Origin of the sequence: Streptomyces sp. ActVer (assembly GCF_027270795.1) — a bacterium.
Lineage (GTDB): Bacteria > Actinomycetota > Actinomycetes > Streptomycetales > Streptomycetaceae > Streptomyces > Streptomyces umbrinus_A.
The window spans coordinates 1-20,940 of the sequence record NZ_JAPWHT010000096.1 but is presented as its reverse complement, the minus strand read 5'-3'; the positions used below and the strand labels follow the sequence as shown (position 1 = coordinate 20,940).

11 protein-coding genes and 3 pseudogenes are annotated in these 20,940 nt (G+C 68.6%); 3 read left to right on the top strand and 11 right to left on the bottom strand.

Going from position 1 to position 20,940, the window contains the following annotated elements:
• Positions 1–911: 911 nt before the first annotated feature.
• A pseudogene (locus tag O3Q52_RS17930) lies at positions 912–1,490 on the top strand (RHS repeat-associated core domain-containing protein); the annotation flags it as partial.
• A gap of 844 nt (positions 1,491–2,334) precedes the next feature.
• The gene (locus O3Q52_RS17925; protein WP_269649792.1) at positions 2,335–2,679 is read left to right on the top strand and encodes a hypothetical protein; all 345 of its coding nucleotides are present in this window, start codon (positions 2,335–2,337) and stop codon (positions 2,677–2,679) included.
• A 308-nt stretch (positions 2,680–2,987) separates the two neighbouring features.
• Here the strand turns inward: O3Q52_RS17925 and O3Q52_RS17920 are convergent.
• The 4 genes and pseudogenes from O3Q52_RS17920 to O3Q52_RS17905 form a co-directional block, all read right to left on the bottom strand.
• A pseudogene (locus O3Q52_RS17920) lies at positions 2,988–4,364 on the bottom strand (IS1380 family transposase).
• A 382-nt stretch (positions 4,365–4,746) separates the two neighbouring features.
• A complete protein-coding gene (locus O3Q52_RS17915; protein ID WP_269649791.1) occupies positions 4,747–5,670 on the bottom strand; it encodes a DUF2637 domain-containing protein in 924 nt (307 codons plus the stop codon).
• Positions 5,651–5,965, bottom strand: a complete 315-nt coding sequence (locus tag O3Q52_RS17910) for a hypothetical protein (protein ID WP_269649790.1) — start codon at positions 5,963–5,965, stop codon at positions 5,651–5,653. Before O3Q52_RS17910 ends, O3Q52_RS17915 begins: the two co-directional genes overlap by 20 nt.
• Positions 5,966–7,466: 1,501 nt before the next feature.
• Positions 7,467–8,728 (bottom strand): annotated as a pseudogene (locus tag O3Q52_RS17905) (IS1380 family transposase); the annotation flags it as partial.
• A gap of 27 nt (positions 8,729–8,755) precedes the next feature.
• Between O3Q52_RS17905 and O3Q52_RS17900 the strand changes: the two are divergent.
• Positions 8,756–9,412 carry a DUF4328 domain-containing protein gene (locus O3Q52_RS17900; RefSeq protein ID WP_269649789.1) on the top strand — a complete coding sequence of 219 codons (657 nt, stop codon included), beginning with the start codon at positions 8,756–8,758 and terminating at the stop codon, positions 9,410–9,412.
• A 76-nt stretch (positions 9,413–9,488) separates the two neighbouring features.
• Here O3Q52_RS17900 and O3Q52_RS17895 read toward each other — a convergent pair whose 3' ends face one another.
• The 7 genes from O3Q52_RS17895 to O3Q52_RS17865 all read right to left on the bottom strand — a co-directional run.
• Positions 9,489–10,001: a DUF1990 family protein gene (locus tag O3Q52_RS17895; RefSeq protein ID WP_269649788.1), complete on the bottom strand. Its 513-nt coding sequence runs from the start codon at positions 9,999–10,001 to the stop codon at positions 9,489–9,491.
• Between the two features lie 92 nt (positions 10,002–10,093).
• Positions 10,094–11,746, bottom strand: a complete 1,653-nt coding sequence (locus tag O3Q52_RS17890; protein ID WP_269649787.1) for a M4 family metallopeptidase — start codon at positions 11,744–11,746, stop codon at positions 10,094–10,096.
• Positions 11,747–12,102: 356 nt separating this feature from the next.
• Complete coding sequence (locus tag O3Q52_RS17885; protein ID WP_269649797.1) at positions 12,103–14,139, bottom strand: M4 family metallopeptidase; 2,037 nt, start codon at positions 14,137–14,139, stop codon at positions 12,103–12,105.
• Between the two features lie 479 nt (positions 14,140–14,618).
• Entirely contained in the window at positions 14,619–16,391 is a 1,773-nt protein-coding gene (locus tag O3Q52_RS17880; protein ID WP_269649786.1) for an ABC transporter ATP-binding protein, read from the bottom strand.
• A complete protein-coding gene (locus tag O3Q52_RS17875; RefSeq protein WP_269649785.1) occupies positions 16,388–18,202 on the bottom strand; it encodes an ABC transporter ATP-binding protein in 1,815 nt (604 codons plus the stop codon). The genes O3Q52_RS17880 and O3Q52_RS17875 overlap by 4 nt, the downstream gene beginning before the upstream one ends.
• A gap of 91 nt (positions 18,203–18,293) precedes the next feature.
• The gene (locus O3Q52_RS17870) at positions 18,294–20,150 is read right to left on the bottom strand and encodes an ABC transporter ATP-binding protein (protein WP_269649784.1); all 1,857 of its coding nucleotides are present in this window, start codon (positions 20,148–20,150) and stop codon (positions 18,294–18,296) included.
• Positions 20,147–20,940, bottom strand: a 794-nt coding sequence (locus O3Q52_RS17865) for an ABC transporter ATP-binding protein (protein ID WP_269649783.1), incomplete at its 5' end; no start/stop codon positions are given. The genes O3Q52_RS17865 and O3Q52_RS17870, both read right to left, overlap by 4 nt.

The window sequence follows — 20,940 nt, the reverse complement described above, 5'->3', positions numbered from 1 at the left end:
CGAGCGGCGACGACTCGGCGAAAAAGGCCTACCTGACCTACGAGTACGAGGCCGGCACCCGCCGACTGGTCCGCTCCTTCGTCAGGGACGACGTCCACAGCTACATGACGCAGGACCTGAGGTTCACTCAGGACGACGCGGGCAATGTCATGTCGGTCTTCGACGGCACGACGCAGGGCGGTACGAGCAAGGCCGACTACCAGTGCTTCGCGTATGACGGTTACAGCCGCCTGACGGAGTCCTGGACCCCGAAGACGGGGGACTGCGCGGCCTCGGGTCGTACGGCGGGCAACATCGACGGCGCAGCGCCGTACTGGACGTCGTACACCTACAACGACGCGGGTCAGCGCAAGACGGAGACTGCGCACGGCGTAGGCATCCGCCAGGGCCAGAACACAGAGCGCAAGTACTCCTATCCCGCGTCGGGGGAGGCCCAGCCGCACGCCTTGGACGAGGTCTCCACGACCGGCGACGGTTCGCGCACCGAGAACTTCGACTACGACAAGAGCGGCAACACCACCAAGCGCACCACCACGACCTCCCACCAGTACTTCCGCGCCGGCTGGAAGCTCACGTCGGGGGAGGAGGTCCTCACCCAACGCGCCCGCCTGGTCATGCGAGAAGACGGCGACCTGACCCTCTACGACCGCAAAACCGGCGAGGTCGCCTGGCACACCAACACCGCTGGTCACGCGGGCGCTTGGGCCACCATGCAGGAAGACGGCAATTTCGTCGTCTACGACAAGGACAACAAACCCCTGTGGGACTCGAAGACTTGGGGCTCGGGCTATTTCGCCACGCTCCAGGACACCGGAGTCTTCATCGTCTACAACAAGAACTGGGAACCGCAGTGGAGCGCGGGGACCTGGATGGGCTCCGAGCCCGTCACGTCCGGCTCCCAGCAGCACACCTGGAACAGCGAGGGCAAGCTCGCCACGACGACCAACCCGAAGGGCGAGCAGACCAGTTACCTGTACGACGCGAGTGGCGAACTCCTGATCCGCCGCGCCACGGGTGACGGCGACACGATCCTCTACCGCGGCGGCACCGAGATCCGCCTGACGACGAAGGGCACGACGAAGACCCTCTCCGGCACTCGCTATTACTCGGCCGCCGGCCAGACGATCGCGGTCCGTACGGCGACGTCAGGGGCCTCCGGCACGAAGCTCAACTTCCTTGCTGCTGACCATCACGGCACATCGAGCATCGCGATGGATGCGACGACGTATGCAGTGACGAAGCGGTACACGACGCCGTTCGGTGCTTCGCGTGGCGAGAAGGCTACGAACTGGCCGGACGACAAGGCGTTCCTGGGTAAACCGGCTGATGATTCAACAGGTTTGACGCATGTCGGTGCCCGTGAGTATGACCCGGCCATCGGCCAGTTCATCAGCGTTGATCCGCTGCTGGAAACGGACAAGCCGCAAACTCTCAACGGCTACAGCTACGCAGCCAACAGTCCGGTCACTCACTCCGACCCCACCGGCCTGGGGCTTGCGTGTGGAGGAGCGGGGGGAGCCCAGGAGGCATGCCCAACACGGCCTGACGGGACGGAGGGCAACGGGCGTCTCAATGAAGCCGTCGATTACACCAAGTCAGGAACGTCCATTACCAACAGTGCGGGGAACGTCATTGTCTTTGCTGAGGTTCCGGAACTCGGGGAGCTTCCGCAAAAGTATCGATATCAGGCTCCTAACGGTGTATGCATTTATGCCATGGCGAGCAGTTGTGACGCCGTGGATGCTCAACCGCAGGAAACCGATATTCCCGATCTGCCCTGCCTGTCGGGTGATGCTAAATGGGTGTGTGCTGCGCGTAATTCGCTGTATAAGTTTGCAGTCTTGTCGGGAATGCAGGGGGGTGCTGTCGGATTCTTCGGGCTGCGTAGCGGTACTCGATGGAATCAAACTGTCAGGCTTCCGGAAGGCGTGACTCGGTCGCAATTCTCGGCCATTGAGGCCGTGTTCCGTAAAGGTCTAAAGATAGAGGCTGACGTTGCAGTTCAGGGTAGTCGGGTGACTGGAAATGTGCTTGGTTCATCGGACTTGGATATAGCGGTACGTGTCACCCCTAAAACGTTCGATGCTATGGTTTCTCAACGTTGGAGTCGCCCCAACCCCGGATCGGCGAACTCGAAAACGCGAGACAGGGCCGTCGAGGCAGGGAAGATCACGGCAGGGGACGCAGTGCCTAAGCTTAGTAGAATGCGTGATGAAATAGATGAGATTTTGAATTTCGATCTTCATCATGTCGACGTCTCGGTGATTAAAATGGGAGGGGAATTTGATAATGGTCCATTCATCGGGCTCAAGTGATCATTCGACGGATGTCGAGATGGATTGCACTATCTATGTCGATGTTGCGGATCCGGGCAGCACTCTTTCCCTGCTTTCTGGTGCTCTGCATGCCCGTTTGGAGTCGAGGAGGGTGATTGTTTACGCGGGAGTAAGGGTTTATGGTGCGCACAATGACTATGAAACGGGGGGTGCGCAAACCGACTTTACTCAGTGGGCGACCGTGCTTGAGTGCGAACCCCTTGATGGCGTATTGCGAAATGAAGTGGTGGCCGTTATCGGTGAAATATTGCAAAGCATCTGGAGCTCTGGTCATCGCGCTGTTGCTGCGTGCAGATTTGAGGATCAATTGCCGGAGGGTGGCGGATTGAGGCTCTATCCTTAGTTCTCCAATGGATGTTCACTTCGGAAATTAGATTGAGAATCCGAATAGACTATGCTGAATCTTTAGTTCCAGTCGTAACGGGGCTGGTCAGCAGGGTGTCGGGCTTAGATTATTTCGCCGAAATGATCGTCCACGTGGTGTCTAGCCTCGATCTTTCGTGATGGCTCGTCAGTTCAACTGGCGGGCTGTTTCGGTCTGTTGGGCGGGTCGCGGGCAGGCTGATGGCCCGGCTGTCGCGTCGGGTGTGCGCCGGGTTCCACGGTTCCGGTGGGGTGGTTCAGGTTCGAGGGGCTGCTTGATGTGCCTGGTCAGTCGGGGTTCGGGAGGGCGTCGAGCTGCCGGATCGCGTCGGTGATGACATCGGTCCAGGGCCAGTGGCGGGCGAATCTCAGATGCCGACGTCGGCCGGTGGTGACGAGCTGGGCGGCGGCGGAGAACAGCCGCAGTCGCAGTCGGCGGGGCTCCCACCTGCGAGCTTTGCCGGTGAGGGCGAGCATCGGCATCCAGGCGAGCAGGTCGAGTGCGAGCTGGACGATCTCCAGCCAGATCCGGTTCTGGGCGGTGTCGTGCAGTGGCAGGTTGCGCAGGCCGGTGGCACGGGCGTTTCGGATGCGGTCCTCGGCGCGAGCACGTCGGCGGTGCCGCAGCTCCAGCTAGGCGATGGGCGTGCCGGTGGTGTTGGTGGCGAAGCAGGTGAGCCGCAGTCCGTCGGCGTCGGTGAACCGTAGCTGGGCGCCGGGATGGGGCCGTTCCTTGCGGACGATCAGCCGCATGCCCTTCGGCCAGCCCTTGAGCACGTCACCGTCGATCTCGGCGACCCAGGCGCCGTCGCGGATTTCCCCGCCTGACTCGATGGCCACCGTCCAGGCCGTGGCGGGAACTCGCAGAACGGCGTGGTGGATGGCGTCGGTGATGGTCATCCCGACCGAGTAGGACAGCCACCGGCCGCGCTTGGCGAGCCAGGCCACGAACTCGTGAGTGCCACCGCCGGAATCGGTACGGATCAGCGTCTGGCGTCCGCGCCGGTACTTCTTCGGCAGCTGGGCCAGGGCGAGTTCGGCGGTCTCTATGTGATCGGTGGCGGTGTTGCTGCCCGCGTTCCCGGGTCGCAGCAGGCCGGCCACCGGCTCCCCGCTGCCGCCGCTTCCGTGGTCGACGAAGCCCATCAACGGGTGGTGCCCGAACGTCTTCTTCCAGGTCGCGGCGGCGTCCTGCTTCTCGGAGTGCGCCAGTACCAGCACCCCGTCGATGTCCACGATCACCTGCCCGCCCATGTCCGGAGCCGCCGCCCCGGCCAACTTCCAGACCTGTTCGCGGACTTGCGCCCGCGCGGTGCGGATCGCCGCCAGGGCTTTCGGCCCGGCTGATGCGAGGGAATCGATGAGGCGGGAGACGGTGGGATCGGAGGCCACCGCACCGAACACGGCCGGCTCGGCCCGCAGCATGCCCACGTCTGCGAGGCAGTCCCCGCCGAGCGCGACTGCAAGGGCCACATCCAGCAGGATCTTCCCCGGATCGTGCACCGCCCGTGTCTTGCGCCATGGCGCCAGAGCCGCCGATATTGCCTGGTCCAGCCCGGTCTTCCGGGCCGTCTCCACGAGCAGGACGCCTCCTGCCTGCGAGACCACCGCCCGGCCACCACCCTCGACGCGGACCCGCGGGTAGGACCCGATACGCTTCTTCACCTGGGAAGTGCCTCCGACGGTGGCAGGAACAAGGACCTCGACAATCCTCATTCGTTTGTCTGACCACCCGTTGGATAACAGGCTTCATGAAAGCGCGAGGTTAGCGGCTGCTACCGCCTTTGTGCTTCGCGGTCGCCGCCCATGGCATGCTCGACCCTCTTGCGTCGTCGTCCGACAGTGCCGTTTCCGCTGGGACGCTCGCCCAGGATCCCCACTCCCCGAGCTTGGACGGCGGACCGATCTCACCGACGGCAAGACTGTCGGCCAGTCAGACTCCGCTGACGGTACGGACTCGAGTAACCCAAACCCATTGCCCGACCCTGGGACCGTGACATTGACTGGCACGAGTGGCATTGCCCCACACGTACGACCGTTACGCGTCTTACCCAAATTTGTGACTGTGGGACGGAGAGTGGACAGCTCTGTTGCCTGCCGCGGGGTAGCCGGGAGGGACACTGCCCGGGCTGCGTCTGGCAGCCGCCGTCTGCCCGAGCGGAACGGACGCAGAGGGCGTCGGGTTTCGGTGTCGCGGAGCGGCTTGGCGAGGCGGTCGCGTGAGTGTGATCTGGCGGACCAGCTGCTGGAAGCAGGCCAGCGCCGCGACGGCAGGAAGAGCAGCCGCCGCCCCGGCGGTGATCGTTCTCGGTGCCTGGGCTACGCACAGAAGCGTGGCCAGGGTGGTGAACAACAAAACGATGGACCAGGAATGGAGCGCGCGGCGCTGGTGCAGCGCGGATCTGAGGATGGACAGGGAGGCGACCATCCAGGGGCCGTAGATCAGCAGGGGCCACCAGCTGGCCACTTCACGGTCCGTGTGGGCCGCGGCGGTGTGGCGCAGAGCGTCGCAGATGGCCAGCCCACTGAGGATGCTTACCACAGTGGCGATGGCACCGACCAGCACGGCGGTGAACACACTGCCCGTTTGCAGCAGGGTCACTGCCGACGACTTCGACGGGTTCCGGCGGTGCCCGCTGGAGGCTTGTGTGGGCGGACGCCCGGTAGGGGTGTGCTTCAGCCCTGCAACGAGGTCGAGGGTGCTGACCGTGTCACCGGTGACCCCGGTGTCGTCGAAGCCGATTGGGGTGAAGGGCTCTGGTTGCCCGGGCGCAGCGCTCTCCTGGAGAAGGATGGCGAGCTCCTCCACCGGATCCCACGACGGATGCGCCTCACCGGGCCCGCCGAGCGGTTGCCCGGCATAGGTGTGCTGTACGTTCTCTGGCCGGTCCCAGAACGCGGAGGTCTCCGGCTGGGGGTGGACACCGTGGATGTCCGGGTACCCGTACGACTCATACACGGGAGCTGCCACCCGAGCACTCGCCGACAGCCCTTGCGGACGCCGGCGTGTTCCCCAACCGCCTGCCGAACTCGACCTGGATCACGCTCATCGTGTGGAGGAAGTCCTCAAAGATCGGGGAGGAGTACCGAAGATCGATTTCCAGATCTTCATGTCTCAGCGTTGCGTTCCGGGTCTCGCCACAGTCGGTGGAGGGCGGAGTGAACATCCACTTCCCGATCCGGGTCGCCTCGGAGTGGAAGCTGTCTCCCTGTCCGTCTCCCTCCGCAGTCCTGCGGCGGAAGACGGGGAGCTTTGCTGTTGTCATATTCCATAAACGCTCTGCGTGTCGGTCTGGGTGCGTGCCATCCGGGTGATGGTGGTCGACGAATAAGCGTTGACACCGTCCTACCGGTTTTCCATACCAATCAGGAGGGCAATAGCCGCGCCCCCTTTTTCGCGCCGCCACGCCGCGACTCGGAAGACGATGCGCGACGGACCCTTCACTCCCGTCCCGCACCGGCCGGGCAGCCACGCGCATGCTCCGCTGCGACGGCCCTGCTACGTGCCGCGCACCCGCGGCGGCGGCTCTCATGCACGGCGGGATTTCCACGCATATCGCCGATTTTTGCCGCAGGCCGTCATCCCCGTCTGCCCCCTCAGCGTTGAGCCCCCATCGCCGGCTCCGTTGACTTGCATCTCGCCTAGCGGACGGCTCCGTAGCCCCACGGAAGCGCGCCGATCTTCGGCCTGTGGGCCGCCGGGTCACCTGCCAACCCTCCTTTGGCCACCACAGCCACCGACTGATCATCGGTAAATAGATCGAGATGCCGGCGCCGGCAGATTGCTGCGCATGGCTGCAATCGAATGACAGGGCACAACTCCACATATGCCTCCGCGTTATGCCGAGGGTCGCCAGGGCCCCGGCCCTGCGCATCCCCTTGAACCTCAGCCTTTGAAAGGACCAGCTGTGGGAGGCATCCTCCTGTGGATCGTGCTGATTTCTGCCGCGGTAGGCACAGGTTGCATCGCACTGACGTCATCCGGGACCGGCCGACTCTGGCATGTGGACACCCTCGAACTGAGGCGCCACCAACGCTTCAAGCACGTCTTGTCCCTCCATGTAGACGCCGTCCGGTTGTCTCGTCCGGCAGCCGCGGCGCCGGCACGGCCAGGGGAGAAGCTCGTCACCGTCGTCTCCCCTCGTTCGGGTGCGGAGCCGTTCCGAGTCGTCCATGAGCCGTGTTGGCCACCCTGCACACCAGACTGTTAGGGCAGAGCACCTCGCCGGCAGCCGACACCACGAGCTGAACGACTGCACCTCGGAGGTCTCGCCAGCCCTCACCTCTGCCGCCCCGGGAGATGGCGTTGGCGCGGCTTCCGGAACATCCCTGGGATCCGCGGGAGGCCCGCATCCCGGGTGATGCAGGCTCTGGGTCCGCGGAGATGGTCGGCCAAGCGCCTTGTCGTCGGCGGTGACATCGCTTCGCGAGCCGTGGCCCGAAGAGCCCGATGCGGCAGGCTGGTGCGCCATCCAATTCCGCACCCCAGTAGGCCGTTTCGCCAGCACTCCTCGTCAAGCACGCCAGGTCGAAAGGGCGGCTGATATCGCCGAAAAACCCCGGCAATCCTTTCCGTACATTGCCGCACGCATTAACCTCGATCATTCATGAGTCCTCGGTCAGCTTGCTGACGGGGACTTTGTGTCTGTGTGGTGGGGCCTCTTCGGGGCTGGGGCAGGCTGAGGGCCCGGCTCTCGCGTCGGGTGGGCGCCGGGTTCCACTTCGCCGGTGCGGTGGTGGGGTTGTCGGGATGGCGGAAGTGGCTGGTCAGCCGGGGTTCGGGAGGATGTGGAGCCTGGCGATCGCGTGCGTGATGACGTCGGTCCAGGGCCATCGGCCCGTGAAGCGCAGCCAGTGGCGGCGGCCGGTGTTCACGAGCTGGGCGGCGGCGGAGAACAGCCGCAGGCGAAGCCGTTTGGGTTCCCAGCGGCGGGTCTTGCCGGTCAGGGCGAGCATGGGCATCCAGGCGAGGAGGTCGAGTGCGAGCGAGACGATCTCCAGCCAGATCCGGTTCTGTGCCGTGTCGTGCAGGGGCAGGTTGCGCAGACCGGTGTCGCGGGCGCCTCGGACGCGGTCCTCGCAGCGGGCCCGGCGGCGGTGACGTAGTTCGAGGTCGGCGAGCTGGCCGCCTTGGGTGTTGGTCGCGAAGCAGGTCAGCCGCAGTCCGTCCAGGTCGGTGAAGCGCAACTGGGCGCCGGGGTGCGGCCGTTCCTTTCTGACGATCAGCCGCATGCCCTTGGCCAGGTGCTCAGGTCGGGCATGTCGGTGATCTCGGCGACCCAGGCGCCGGGCCGTTCGGTGCCGCCGGCGTCGTAGGCCGGTGTCCATGCCTTCTTCGGGATCTTCAGGACGGCCTGGTGGAGGGTGTCGGTGATGGTCATTCCGACGGAACACGACAGCCACCGGCCGGGCCTGGAGAGCCAGTCGAGGAAGGTATGGGTGCCGCCGGCGGAGTCGGTGCGGATCAGCGTCTGGCGTCCCCGCCGCAGGTGTTTCGGCAGTTGGGCCAGGGCGATTCGGGCGGTTTCGATGTGGTCGGCGGCGGTGTTGGAGCCGGCATTGCCGGGCCGCAGCCGCGCGGCCACCGGCTCTCCGGACCCGGCTGGGCCGTGGTCGACGAACGCGACGAGCGGATGATGGCCGAAGGTCTTCTTCCAGGTCGCGGTGGCATCCTGCTTCTCGGAGTGCGCCAGGACCAGCACCCCGTCGATGTCCACGATCACGCTGCCACCGGCGACCGGACTGTCCGCGCCAGCCAACTCCCAGACCCGCTCGCGTACTTCGGCTCGCGCCCTACGGATCGCGGTGAGCGCCTTCGGCCCGGCTGCGGCGAGGGCGTCGACGAGCCGGGAGACCGTGGGGTCCGATGCCACCGGGCCGAACACGTCGTCCTCGGCCCGCAGCATGGCGACGTCGGCGAGGCAGTCCCCGCCCAGAGCTGTTGCGAGCGCGACATCCAGCAGGACCTTGCCCGGGTCGTGCACTGCCCGCGGCTTGCGCCACGGCGCCAGTGCCGCCGAAATGAACTTCATCCGCGTTCAGCGCTGCCCGGCCGGGTGGCACAGCCGCCGCGCTTCCTCCTCGCCGAGGTGTCGGCGTTGCTCGCCGTTGTTGCTCTGAGCGATCTGTTCGCCGTCTGCGCCGGCGTCCGGCTGTACACGCTGATCGACGAGGGCGGGGGCTTCGCCTTCGCGCCGCGGCAGGAGGTGGATGATGCCGACGCGCTCTACCGGACGGCAGGACAGATCCAGGGCGCCACGTTCCTCGCCTGTGCGATCGGGTTCATCGTCTGGTTCTTCTGGATGCGTCGCTGCGCCGGGGTACTTGGGCCGGATCGGTTCCGCAACGGCCCCGGCTGGGCGGTCGGATGCTGGTTCGTCCCGGTGGCGAATCCCTGGATGCCTTATCGGGTCGCAATCGGCATGTGGGGAGCCAGCGCGCGGCTGCCGGGCGATGGTCAGCCGTACAAGGTTCCCCTCTGGCCGGTGAACCTGTGGTGGGGTCTGTTCGTCACGACGACCTTGTTCCAGCGGTTCGCCGGGCAGCGTTACGAGAACGCCGACGCCCTCTCGGAGATCCGGGACGCCGTGCTCCAGGTGACGGTCGCCGACATCCTGGACGTCGCCGCGGCGGCGGCCGCGGTGTACTTCGCCGTCCGGCTGACGGCCATGCAGCGGCTGAAGGCTGCCGAGGGGCCGTACGTCTCGGGCTGAGACCCGACCGGGGGCTACGTATGGCGAGTGCGACTGATCCGCATGAGCCACCTTCTGCGGAACCGGCCGCGCTCGGCTACCCCAGAAAATCTCCCTTGGGGTCCTCGCACATCTTTCGCAGCACCACCCCGCACCGCCGCGCGTAAGCATGCTGCAACCCCCGCGTAGCCGCCCCGCCCGCCTTCGCGTACCACTTCGCCGGGCGGCTGAAGGCGGTTATCGTCAGCCAGACGGTGCCGTCGCCCGTGCGGTCGACGACGAAGGCTTCCTCGCCGGATTCGGGGTGGCCGGGGAGGGTGCCGTAGGCCCAGCCGGCTCGGCGGGGTTCGTCGACGGTCCAGACGATGCGGCAGGGGGCCTGGAGCAGGCCCAGGCCGACCGTGACGTCCACACCGGGGGCTGCCTGCGGGGCGTCCGTCGTGATCTTGACGCCGACCGCTCTGTGGAGGTCCCAGGTCAGGACCGCCTGGGACGCGGATTTGAAGACCTCCTGGCCCTCGCCGATGCGGCTGCGGACGTGCAGGGGATGGAAGCCGGGTGGGCACCGGCCGTCGCGGGTCGCACCCACGTCCTCGTACGTGTAGGGCATGGGAACCAAGAGTAGGGCGGTACCCGGGAATGCCTTCGTTCCGGGTACCGCCCCAATCGACTACCGCTCGACTACAGCCAACTACGCGGGTGTCAGTTGACGTTGACTCCGGCCCAGGCCGCCTGGACTGCCTTGTACTCCGTGCTCGCCGTGCCGCCGTACAGCGCCGACGCCGCGCTCAGCGTCGCCGTACGGGCGCCCGCGTACTTCGTCGTGGACGTCATGTACTCGGTGAGCGCCTTGTACCAGATCTTGGTGGCCTTGTCGCGGCCGATGCCGGTGACCGTCGAGCCGTTGGAGGTCGGGGAGTTGTAGCTGACGCCGTTGATCGTCTTGGCGCCGCTGCCCTCCGAGAGGAGGTAGAAGAAGTGGTTCGCCGGGCCCGAGGAGTAGTGGACGTTGATGCCGCCCAGGCTGGACGACCAGCTGTCCTTGGACGCGCCGTCCTTGCTCGGCTTGTCCATGTAGCGCAGCGGGGTGCCGTTGCCGTTGATGTCGATCTTCTCGCCGATGAGGTAGTCGCCGACGTCGGACGCGTTGGCCGAGTAGAACTCCACCGCGGTGCCGAAGATGTCGGAGGTGGCCTCGTTCAGGCCGCCCGACTCACCGCTGTAGTTGAGGCCCGCGGTGTTCGACGTGACGCCGTGCGTCATCTCGTGGCCCGCCACGTCGAGGGACGTCAGCGGCTTGCTGTTGCCCGAGCCGTCGCCGTACGTCATGCAGAAGCAGCTGTCGTCCCAGAAGGCGTTCACGTACGCGTTGCCGTAGTGGACGCGGGAGTAGGCGGCCTTGCCGTCGTTCTTGATGCCGCTGCGGCCGAGGACGTTCTTGTAGAAGTCCCAGGTGGCCTGGGCGCCGAAGTGCGCGTCGACCGCGGCGGTCTGGGTGTTCGAGGCCGCGCCCGTGCCCCAGGTGTCGTCCGCGTCGGTGAAGAGGGTGCCGGTGCCGGACGTACCCCGGTTGAGGTTGTACGTCTTGTGGGCGCCGCGGGAGGTGTCGTTGAGCTGGTACGTCGAGCCCGACAGCGAGGTGCCGATGGTGACCTTGCCGGAGTACTGGCTGTTGCCGGTGCCGGTCTGGATCGCCTCCCACTCGTACAGCTTCTTGCCCGTCTGCGCGTCGGTGACGACGTGCAGCTGCTGCGGGGTGCCGTCGCGCTGGAAACCGCCGACGACCGTCTCGTAGGCCAGGGCCGGCTTGCCGTCGGCCGCCCAGACGACCTTGCGGGGCGCCTTGTCGGCCGCGGACTCGGTGCTGCCCTCGGCCTTCGCCGCCTTCAACGCCTGCTTCTCGGCGGTGGACCTGGCGATGTCCGGGGTGACGTCGGAGACCTTGATGGTGGCCTTGGTCGCCTTGGTCACGCCCTGGGTCTTGCCGGCCTTGGTCTTGTGGATCACCAAGTCGCCGCCGAGGACCGGGAGTCCGGCGTACGTGCGCTCGTACCGGGTGTGCGTCGTGCCGTCGGCGTCCTTGACGACGTCTCTGACGACGAGCTTCTCCTTGGCGCCGAGACCTATCTCGTCGGCCGTGTCCGCCGTGGCGGCGTCGGCCTTCTGGATGAGGCTCGTACGGGCTGCCGCGGTCAGCTGGACCGGGGCCGCGGCGAGGGCCGTCCCGCCGGACTGCTCGGCCGGGGACTGGGCGGAGGCGCCGGTGGTCAGACCGGTGGCGAGCAGGGCTCCGGCCGCGACTGCGGTGGCGACGGCCAGAGTGGTGCGCTTGTGACGCGCGTAGAGGGGGGTCACACGAGCTCCTTCGTGGGGGGTGTCCGACTGGCATGGGGGACCGGTCGGGCGGTTGTGAAGTTGCGGTGCGGGTGTGCCGTAAGCGGTGATGCGAGGTGAACGTTGCCAGTTGAGTCCTGTACATGTCAGCGGGGCGAATAAAGGTTGGCCGGAAATCGTCTGCTGCCCGAAGATCCGCGTACGGATTGCGGACTTGATCGCCGGCAAAGGCCTGGTAAAGGGTGGGGAGGGCCGTCGCAAGATGGCGGCAATGGCATGGCAAAAAAGGGCGCCGCCCCGGGGGTCGGATCCCGGGGGCGGCGCTCTGTGGGTGTGAGCCTGGGTGAGTTTGTGTGGCCTGGGCTCACCCGGATCGGTTAGGCCTGGGGGAAGGTGATCTTCCAGCCATTGATCCTTCCGGTGTCCTGCGCCGCCTGGTCCTGGACCTTCAACTGCCAGGTGCCGTTGGCGACTTCGGAGGACGCGTTCACCGTGTACGGCTCGGTGACGTTGTCCGCCGAGTCCGAGGAGCTGAAGGGCTTGAGGCGGTAGCTCGTGCCGTCCGGCGCCACCAGGTCGACCACCAGGTCACCGCGCCACGTGTGCGTGATGTTCGGGGTGACGACCAGGTTGGTGGGAGCGTTGCCGGCCTGGCCGGTGACGGTGATCGACGACGTCACCGCCGCTCCGTTGTCCGGAATCGCTACGGCCGTCGTGCTCTCGAACGACGTGCCGCCGCCACCGCCACCGCCGGGCCGTGCGCCGACGTTGATGCCGGCCCACGCGTTCTGCACCGCCGTGTACTCGGCGCTCGTGGTGCCGTACAGCTCACCCGCGACAGCGAGCGTGCCGGTGCGGGCCGCCGCGTAGTTGGTGTTGGACGTGAACTTCGTGGTGAGCGCCTTGAACCAGATCAGCGCGGCCTTGTCGCGGCCGATGCCGGTGACCGGAAGGCCGTCGGAGGTCGGCGAGTTGTACGAGACGCCGTTGACGGTCTTGGCGCCACTGCCCTCGCTCAGCAGGTAGAACCAGTGGTTCGCCGGGCCGGAGGAGTAGTGGACGTTGATCGAGCCCATGCCCGAGTACCAGCTGTCCTTGGACGCGCCGTCCTTGCTCGGCTGGTCCATGTAGCGCAGCGGGGTGCCGTCGCCGTTGATGTCGATCTTCTCGCCGACCATGTAGTCGCCGACGTCGTTCGAGTTGCCGGCGTAGAACTCCACGGCCGCGCCGAAGATGTCGGACGTCGCCTCGTTCAACCCTCCCGATTCGCCGCTGTAGATGAGGCCCGCGGTGTTGGAGGTGACGCCGTGCGTCATCTCGTGCGCGGCCACGTCGACCGACGTCAGCGGTTTGGCGTTGCCGTCGCCGTCGCCGTACGTCATGCAGAAGCAGGAGTCCTGCCAGAAGGCGTTGACGTAGTTGTTGCCGTAGTGGACGCGCGAGTACGCGCCGACGCCGTCACCCTTGATGCCGTTTCTGCCCTGCACGTTCTTGTAGTAGTCCCAGGTCAGCGCGGCACCGTACTGGGCGTCCGCGCCGGCCGTCTCCGTGTTGGACGCGGTGCCGTTGCCCCACACGTCGTCGGAGCCCGAGAAGAGGGTGCCGGTGCCCGACGTACCGCGGTTCAGGTTGTTCGTCCTGTGGTTGCCGCGGGTCGTGTCGGTGAGGTTGAACGTCGACCCGGACTGGGCGGTGCCGAGGGGCACCGTGCCGCTGTACTGGGTGTTGCCTGTGCCGTTCTCGACGCCCTGGTACTCGTACAGCTTCTTGCCGGTGGCCGCGTCGGTGATGACGTGCAGCTCGTTCGGGGTGCCGTCCTGCTGCAGCCCGCCGACCACGGTCTCGTACGCGAGAGTCGGCGTGCCGCTCGCCGCCCAGACGACCTTGCGGGCGTCCGCCTCGGTCTTCTTCGAACCGTCGGCGGCGGCGGCCTTGAGGGCCTGCTTCTCGGCGGCCGAGGGCTTCACGGCGGCGCTGGTGGTGATGCCCTTGAGCTGGGCCTTCACCGAGCGCGTGACTCCTTTGGTCTTCCCGGACTTGGCCGTCTCGACAATCAGGTCGCCGCCGAGGACCGGGAGTCCGGCGTAGGTGCGCTCGTAGCGGGTGTGGACCGTGCCGTCGGCGTCCTTGACGACGTCCCTGACGACGAGCTTCTCCTTGGCGCCCAGGCCCAGTTCCTCGGCGGTGTCCGCCTTTGTGGAGTCGGCGTCGCGTATCAGCGCGGTGCGCTGGGAGGGGGAGAGCTTCACAGCCAGGGCGCCCTTGTCGAGCTTGCCCGGGGCGGGCCTGGCGTCGGCGGTGGCGGCGCCCGTCTGGACGGCCGCGGCGAGCAGGGCGGCGACGGCGACGAGCGCGCCGCCGGCGGCCTTGCGCCGGGTGGAACGGGAGGCGAACGAGGAACGGGAGTTACCCACGGTCTGAGAAGTGCCTGCGGTGTGGGAGGTGCGTCTGTGGGAGATGCGTCTCAACACGGACTCCTTCTGCGTGGCCGCGGATCGCGGATCGCGCGGCCAGGGGGGACCGGATGGTTGGGGGCCGTCCGGGCAGAACAAGGCGGAACGCGGAACCACTTGCATGGGGCACGTGCGGGCGTGCGTGGGGGTCCACCACGGCACAGCGGTTCTTGTGGGGTTGCTGTGGAGTGGTCGTGGGAAGAGTGGCAGGAGATTGCGCTCTCTGTCAGGTGCGCATCAAGAAGTTGGCTGGAAACGGTTCGTTGTCCGGGTGGTCATGTTCGGTATACGGACTCGTTGCCGGCGAGCGCGTCACCGGGTGCCTGGCGCGCGCAGGCTCAGGCCTATGCGGGCTCAGACCCGCGCGGGCTCAAGCCCACGCAGACTCAAGCCCACGCAGGCTCAGGCCCGCGCACGATCAGGCGTACGAAAGGCCAGGCTCATGAAGGCCGTTGGTCGGGAAGTCCCGGCCGCTCCCCGTGCCACGAGTGCCACAGGGACGCGTACGCACCGTCGGCGGCCACCAGGCTGTCGTGGGTGCCCAGTTCGGTCAGGCGGCCGTCCTCCATCACGGCGACCCGGTCGGCGTCGTGGGCGGTGTGCAGGCGGTGGGCGATGGCGATGACGGTGCGGCCTTCGAGGACGGCGGCGAGCGCTCGCTCGGTGTGGCGGGCGGTCGCCGGGTCCAGGAGGGCCGTGGCCTCGTCGAGGATCAGGGTGTGGGGGTCTGCCAACACGACCCGGGCCAGGGCCAGTTGCTGGGCCCGGGAGCCGTCCGCCCGGTGGGGACTGTCGGGCCCGAGCTCCGTGTCGAGGCCGTCCGGCAGCTCCCGGACCCAGTCGTCGGCGCCGACCGCTGCGAGGGCCGCCCACAACTCGGCGTCACCGGCGGACGGTTCGGCGATGAGCAGGTTGTCGCGGACCGTGCCGAGGAACACGTGGTGTTCCTGGGTGACGAGGACGACCTGCCGCCGCAGCTGCTCCGGGTCGAGGCCGACGATCGGCACCCCGCCCACCGTCACCGAGCCCGAGCGCGGCGCGTCGATGCCCGCCAGCAGCCGGCTCAGGGTGGTCTTCCCCGCGCCGGAGGGCCCGACCACGGCCAGCCGCTCCCCGGGCCGAACGGTCAGGTCCACCCCGCGCAGGACCTCGCCCCCGCGGTCGTACGAGTAGCGCACGTCCGTCATGTCGATGCGGTCGTCCGCCGGGGCCGGGGAGCCGGACAGGGCGGCCCGCGGCGCCCGGCCGGGGCCCTCCACCCGGGTGAACGAGGCGCTGCTGGCCTGCAGTTGCTCCACCCGCATCAGGACCTGGTCCAGCGGCGACTCCAGCTGCCGCAGATACAGGGTCGCCGCGACCACGGCGCCCAGGCTCACCGTGCCCCGCTCGTGCAGGGCACCGCCGACCAGCAGCACGACGGCCACGGGGAGTACGAACGAGATCTCCACGGTCACGAAGAACACGGTCCGCAGGTACAGCGTGTACAACCGGGTGCGCCGGGACGTCTCCAGCGCGTCCCGGCTCGCGGCGATCCGCCGCCGCTGGAGTCCGAACGCCTCGACCGTGCGCCCGCCGGACGCGGTCGCCGTGAGGATCTCGGCCACCTCCGACGTGGCGGCCCCCTCGGCGAGATAGCCGGTGCGCGCCCGGCGCAGATACCAGCGCAGGGCGAGCCAGATACCGGCCTGCGCCAGCACCGCGCAGGCGCCGAGCATCGGGTCGAGCGCGAAGACCGCGCCGAGGAGGAACAGACACTGGACCGAGGAGATCAGCAGCTCTGGACCGGCGTCGCGCAGGGTCGTACCCACCGCGGAGACGTCCGCGGTGCCCCGGGCCGTCAGATCGCCCGTGCCCGCCCGCTCCACGACCGAGGCGGGCAGGGTCAGCGTCCGCTCGACGAACTCCTCGCGCACCCGCGCCAGCGTCCGCTCCCCGAACCGGTACCCCACGTACCGGGCGCCGCGCGCCAGCAGCAACTGCCCCAGCGCGCACACCAGGATGACCAGCGCAAGGCGGTCCACGACGGCCACGCCGCCACCGGCCCGGACCTCGTCGATGATGCGGCCGAGCAGCCACGGACCGACCAGACCGGCAGCGGCGGCCAGCGCGTTCAGCACGAGCACGACGGCGAAGGCGCGGCCGTCCGCGCGGATCAGCCGGCCCGCGGCCCTGCGTACGTCGGCCGGTTCGGCGACCGGCAGCTGCGCGGTCATCGCACGGCCTCCTCTGCGTCCAGATCCGATGCCGTGTCCAGGCCCGATGCCGTGTCCAGGTCCGACTCGTCGGCGTCCGTGTCGTCCACACCGGCCGGGTCGTCCGGGTCGTCGACGTCCGCGTCGCGGGCCACCAGCGCGCGGTAGCCCGGCTCCCCGTCGAGGAGTTCCTGATGGCCGCCGACGGCCGCGACCTTGCCGTCGACCAGGTAGTACACGGTGTCCACCTGGTCGAGGACGAGCGGCGAGGTGCTGGTCACGAGGGTCGTACGGCCCGAGCGCGCCGCGCGCAGCCGGGCGGCGACGGCGGCCTCGGTGTGCGCGTCCAGCGCCGAGGTGGGCTCGACCGCGAGCAGCACCTCGGGGTCGGCGAGCAGCGCCCGCACCAGGCGTACGCGCTGCCGCTGGCCTCCGGAGAGACTGCGGCCCTGCGCGTCGACGGCCGAGTCGAGCCCGTCCGGCAGCCCGAGCACGACGTCGTCCGCCACGGCCGCGTGCACCGCCCGGGCAACGGACTCCTCGTCGGGGTCCCCGCGGCCGGAGACCAGGTCGCGCAGGGTGCCCGCGAACAGGTCGGCCTCGTTGTCCGCGACCAGGATGCGCGCCCGGACCTGCGGCAGGGCGATCGCGTCGAGGCGTACGCCGCCCCAGGTCGCCGCCGACGCGGTGTACCGGCCGAGCCGGTCGACCACGGCGGCGGACTCCGCCGGACGGGCGCCGACCAGCGCGGTCAGCCTGCCGGGCGCCACCCGCACACCGGACCGCGGATCGTGCAGTACGGAGGGTTCGGCCGGCGCGTCCACGGAGGTGCGGCCCGTCTCCATCGGCTCCAGGGACAGGAACCGTACGACGCGCCGGGCGGCCACCACACCCCGGCTCAACTGATAGCCGCACTCGACGAAGAAGGCCACCGGCGCCACCAGGACCGCGACATAGCCGTACACGGAGACCAACTCGCCGATCGTGATGGACCCTTGAGCGGCGAGCCGGGCCGCCAGCCACGTCACGACGGCCAGGAACACCGTCGGCAGCCCGACACCGAGCGCCTGGATCCAGCTCGTCACCGACCCGACCCGGTACCCCTGCACCCGCAGCCGCTGCGAGTCACGGCGGAAGGTGTCGGCGAACAGCCCTTTGCCACCAAGGCCGTTGAGGACCCGCAGCCCGCCCGCGAGATCGCCGATCCGCGCAGTCAGCACGCTCTGCCGCTCGCGGTACTCCGTCTCCGCGCCCCGCAGCCGCCCCATCAGCGGACCGACGAGTACGACTGTCACCGGCACCCCGAGCAGCACCACCGCGGCCAGCGGCAGCGAGACCGACAGCAGCAGTCCGGCCACGACGGCGTAGGCGACGGCCGCGCCCACACCCGGGCCGACAACCGTCAGGGACTGGCTGATCGTCTGCACGTCACCGACGCCGATGGTGACGACCTCCCCGGCCGCCGTCCGGCGCGACAGCGTGGCACCCAGCCGGGTCGCCTGCCCGACCACGAGCTTGACCGACCGGAAGTTGGCGTCCATCCGGAGCCTGGTCATCGTGCGGTGCCGCATGATGCTCACCCAGGAGTTGAACACCCCGACACCCAGCAGTGCGGCGGACCAGCCGGCCAGCACCGCCTGGTCGCCCGGTTCCAGGCCGTCGTCGATCGCGCGGGACAGCAGATACGGCGTCAGCGCCATGAGCACCATCCAGACGGTGCCGAGCAGCGCCCCCACGGCGGCCCGGCCCGGCTGCCTGGCGACCAGCCACCAGAGATACCGCGCGCCACCGCGACAGTCGGGTGTCCCGGGTTCTTCATAAGCGTCGACCATTGGCCCCATCCCGTGCCGCACCCCGTGTCGTGCCCGTCCGCCCTCTCCGGGCGTCGATACCTTGCGTGCCCCGCCGCGCGAGGCCGCCCGCCTACACCAGGCTGTCCCGCCACGCCTGATGCAGGTCCGCGAACCTGCCCGTGTCCGCGACGAGTTGGGCCGGGCTGCCGTCCTCGACGATGCGGCCGTGCTCCATGACCAGCACCCGGTCGGCGATCTCGACGGTCGACAGCCGGTGGGCGATGACGACCGCCGTCCGGCCGCGCAGGACCGTGTCCATCGCGCGCTGGACGGCCCGCTCGCCCGGCACGTCCAGCGAACTGGTGGCCTCGTCGAGGATCAGGACCGCCGGATCGGCGAGCAACGCCCGTGCGAACGCCACGAGTTGACGCTGACCGGCCGAGATACGGCCACCCCTCTTGCGTACGTCCGTGTCGTAGCCGTCCGGCAGGGCGCTGATGAAGTCGTGGGCGCCGATGGCCTTCGCGGCCCGCTCGATGTCCTCGCGGGAGGCGTCGGGGCGGCCGATGGCGATGTTCTCGGCGACCGTGCCGGAGAAGAGGAAGGCCTCCTGCGTCACCATCACCACCCCGCGGCGCAGTTCGCGCACCGACAGCTCGCGCAGGTCGACGCCGTCGAGGAGGACCCGGCCGTCCGTGGGGTCGTAGAAGCGGGCCAGGAGCTTGGCGAGCGTCGACTTGCCCGCGCCCGTGGAGCCGACCACGGCGACGGTCTGGCCCGCCGGGAGGGTCAGCGAGAAGGTCGGGAGCACCTCGCCGCCGGTGCGGTACGCGAAGCGGACGTCGATGAACTCGACCTGGCGGCCAGGGTGTTCGGAGACGAGCTCCGGCAGCGCACGCGCCCGTACGGGCTCCGGCACCGAGGGGACCTGGGCCAGCAGACCCGCGATCTTCTCCAGTGACGCCGCCGCCGACTGGTACGAGTTGAGGAACATGCCGAGCCGGTCTATCGGGTCGTACAGCCGGCGCAGATACAGCACCGCGGCGGCCAGCACGCCCAGCGCCAGCGAGCCCGACGCCACCCGGTAGGCGCCCCACAGCACGATCCCCGCGACCGCCGTGTTGGCGACGAGCCGGGAGCCGATGACATAGCGGGCCATCTCCAGGATGGCGTCGCCGTTGATGCGTTCGTGGCGGCTGTTGAGTACGTGGAAGTCCGCGTCGTTGACGGCCTCGCGGCGGAACGCGCGCACCGGCCGGATGCCGTTCATCGTCTCCGCGAACTTCACGATGACGGCGGCGATGGCGGTCGAGCGGACGCTGTAGATCCGTCCGGCGCGGCGCCGGTAGAGCCGGATGAGGAGGTACAGCGGCACGAACGAGGCCACGGCGACCGCGCCGAGGCCCAGGTCGAGCCAGAGCAGCAGTGCCGAGATGTAGACGAACGACAGGATGACGGTGATGAGTTCCTGGAGGCCCTCGCTGAGCAGTTCGCGCAGGGACTCGACGTCCGTAGTGGAGCGCGAGATGAGCCGGCCCGAGGTGTAGCGCTCGTGGAAGTCGACGCTGAGCGCCTGCGCGTGCCGGAAGATCCGGCCGCGCAGGTCGAGCAGGACGTCCTGGTTGACGCGGGCGGAGGTCAGGACGAAGCCGTACTGGAGCGTGCCGGCCGCCACCGACGCCAGGACGTAGGCGACCGCCACGGCGATCAGCGGACCGTGGTCGTCGCCGCGGAAGGCCGGTACGGCACGGTCGATGGCGTACGCCACGAGGAGCGGGCCCGCCTGCACGGCGGCCTGCTGGAGCAGCAGCAGGACCGCGGCGAGGACGACGCGGGCCTTCATCGGCGCGAGCAGGGAACGCAGGAGGCCGGCCGTCGCGCGCGGGGGAGTGGGTAGGGAGTCGCGGTCGAAGGGGTCGCCGTTCCTGTGCGGAGGCGCCGGCCGGTCCTCTTCGTCGGTCGGCGCGGTGGTCGTGGGCGCCGTCATCGGTTGTCCCCCTCGCTCGTCGCTGTCGTCGTCTCTGCCGTCCCGGACATCAGCCAGGCGTACTCCGCGCTCGTACGCAGCAGTTCGTGGTGCGTGCCGACGGCGGTGATGCGGCCCTCGGAGAGCAGGGCCACCCGGTCGGCGAGCATGACCGTGGACGGGCGGTGGGCCACGACGAGGGCGGTCGTGTCGGCGAGGACGCGGCGGAGGGCCGCCTCGACCAGAGCCTCCGTGTGCACGTCCAGCGCCGACAGGGGGTCGTCCAGGACGAGGAAGCGGGGTCTGCCGACCACGGCCCGGGCCAGGGCGAGTCGCTGGCGCTGGCCGCCGGAGAGGCTGAGGCCCTGCTCGCCGACCTGGGTGTCCGTGTCCTGGGGGAGCGCGTGGACGAAGTCCGCCTGTGCGACGGCCAGGGCGCGGTTCAGCTCGGTCTCGCCCGCGTGGGCCTCGGCGCCCATGAGGACGTTCTCCCCGACGCTCGCCGAGAAGAGGGTCGGCTCCTCGAAGGCGACCGCCACGAGTGCGCGCAGCGTTTCCCGGGGCATCTCGGTGATGTCCTCGCCGTCCAGGGTGATCCGGCCCGCCGTGACCTCGTGCAGCCGGGGAACGAGCGCGGTGAGCGTCGTCTTCCCGGTGCCGGTGCCGCCCACGAGGGCCATGGTCTCGCCGGGGCGGATGTGGAGGTCGATGCGGTCGAGTACGGGAGCGGAGCCGGCCGGGGCGTCCGGGTAGCGGAACTGGACGGCGTGGAAACGGAGTCCGCCGGTGGCGGTGGCGGTGGCGGTGGCGG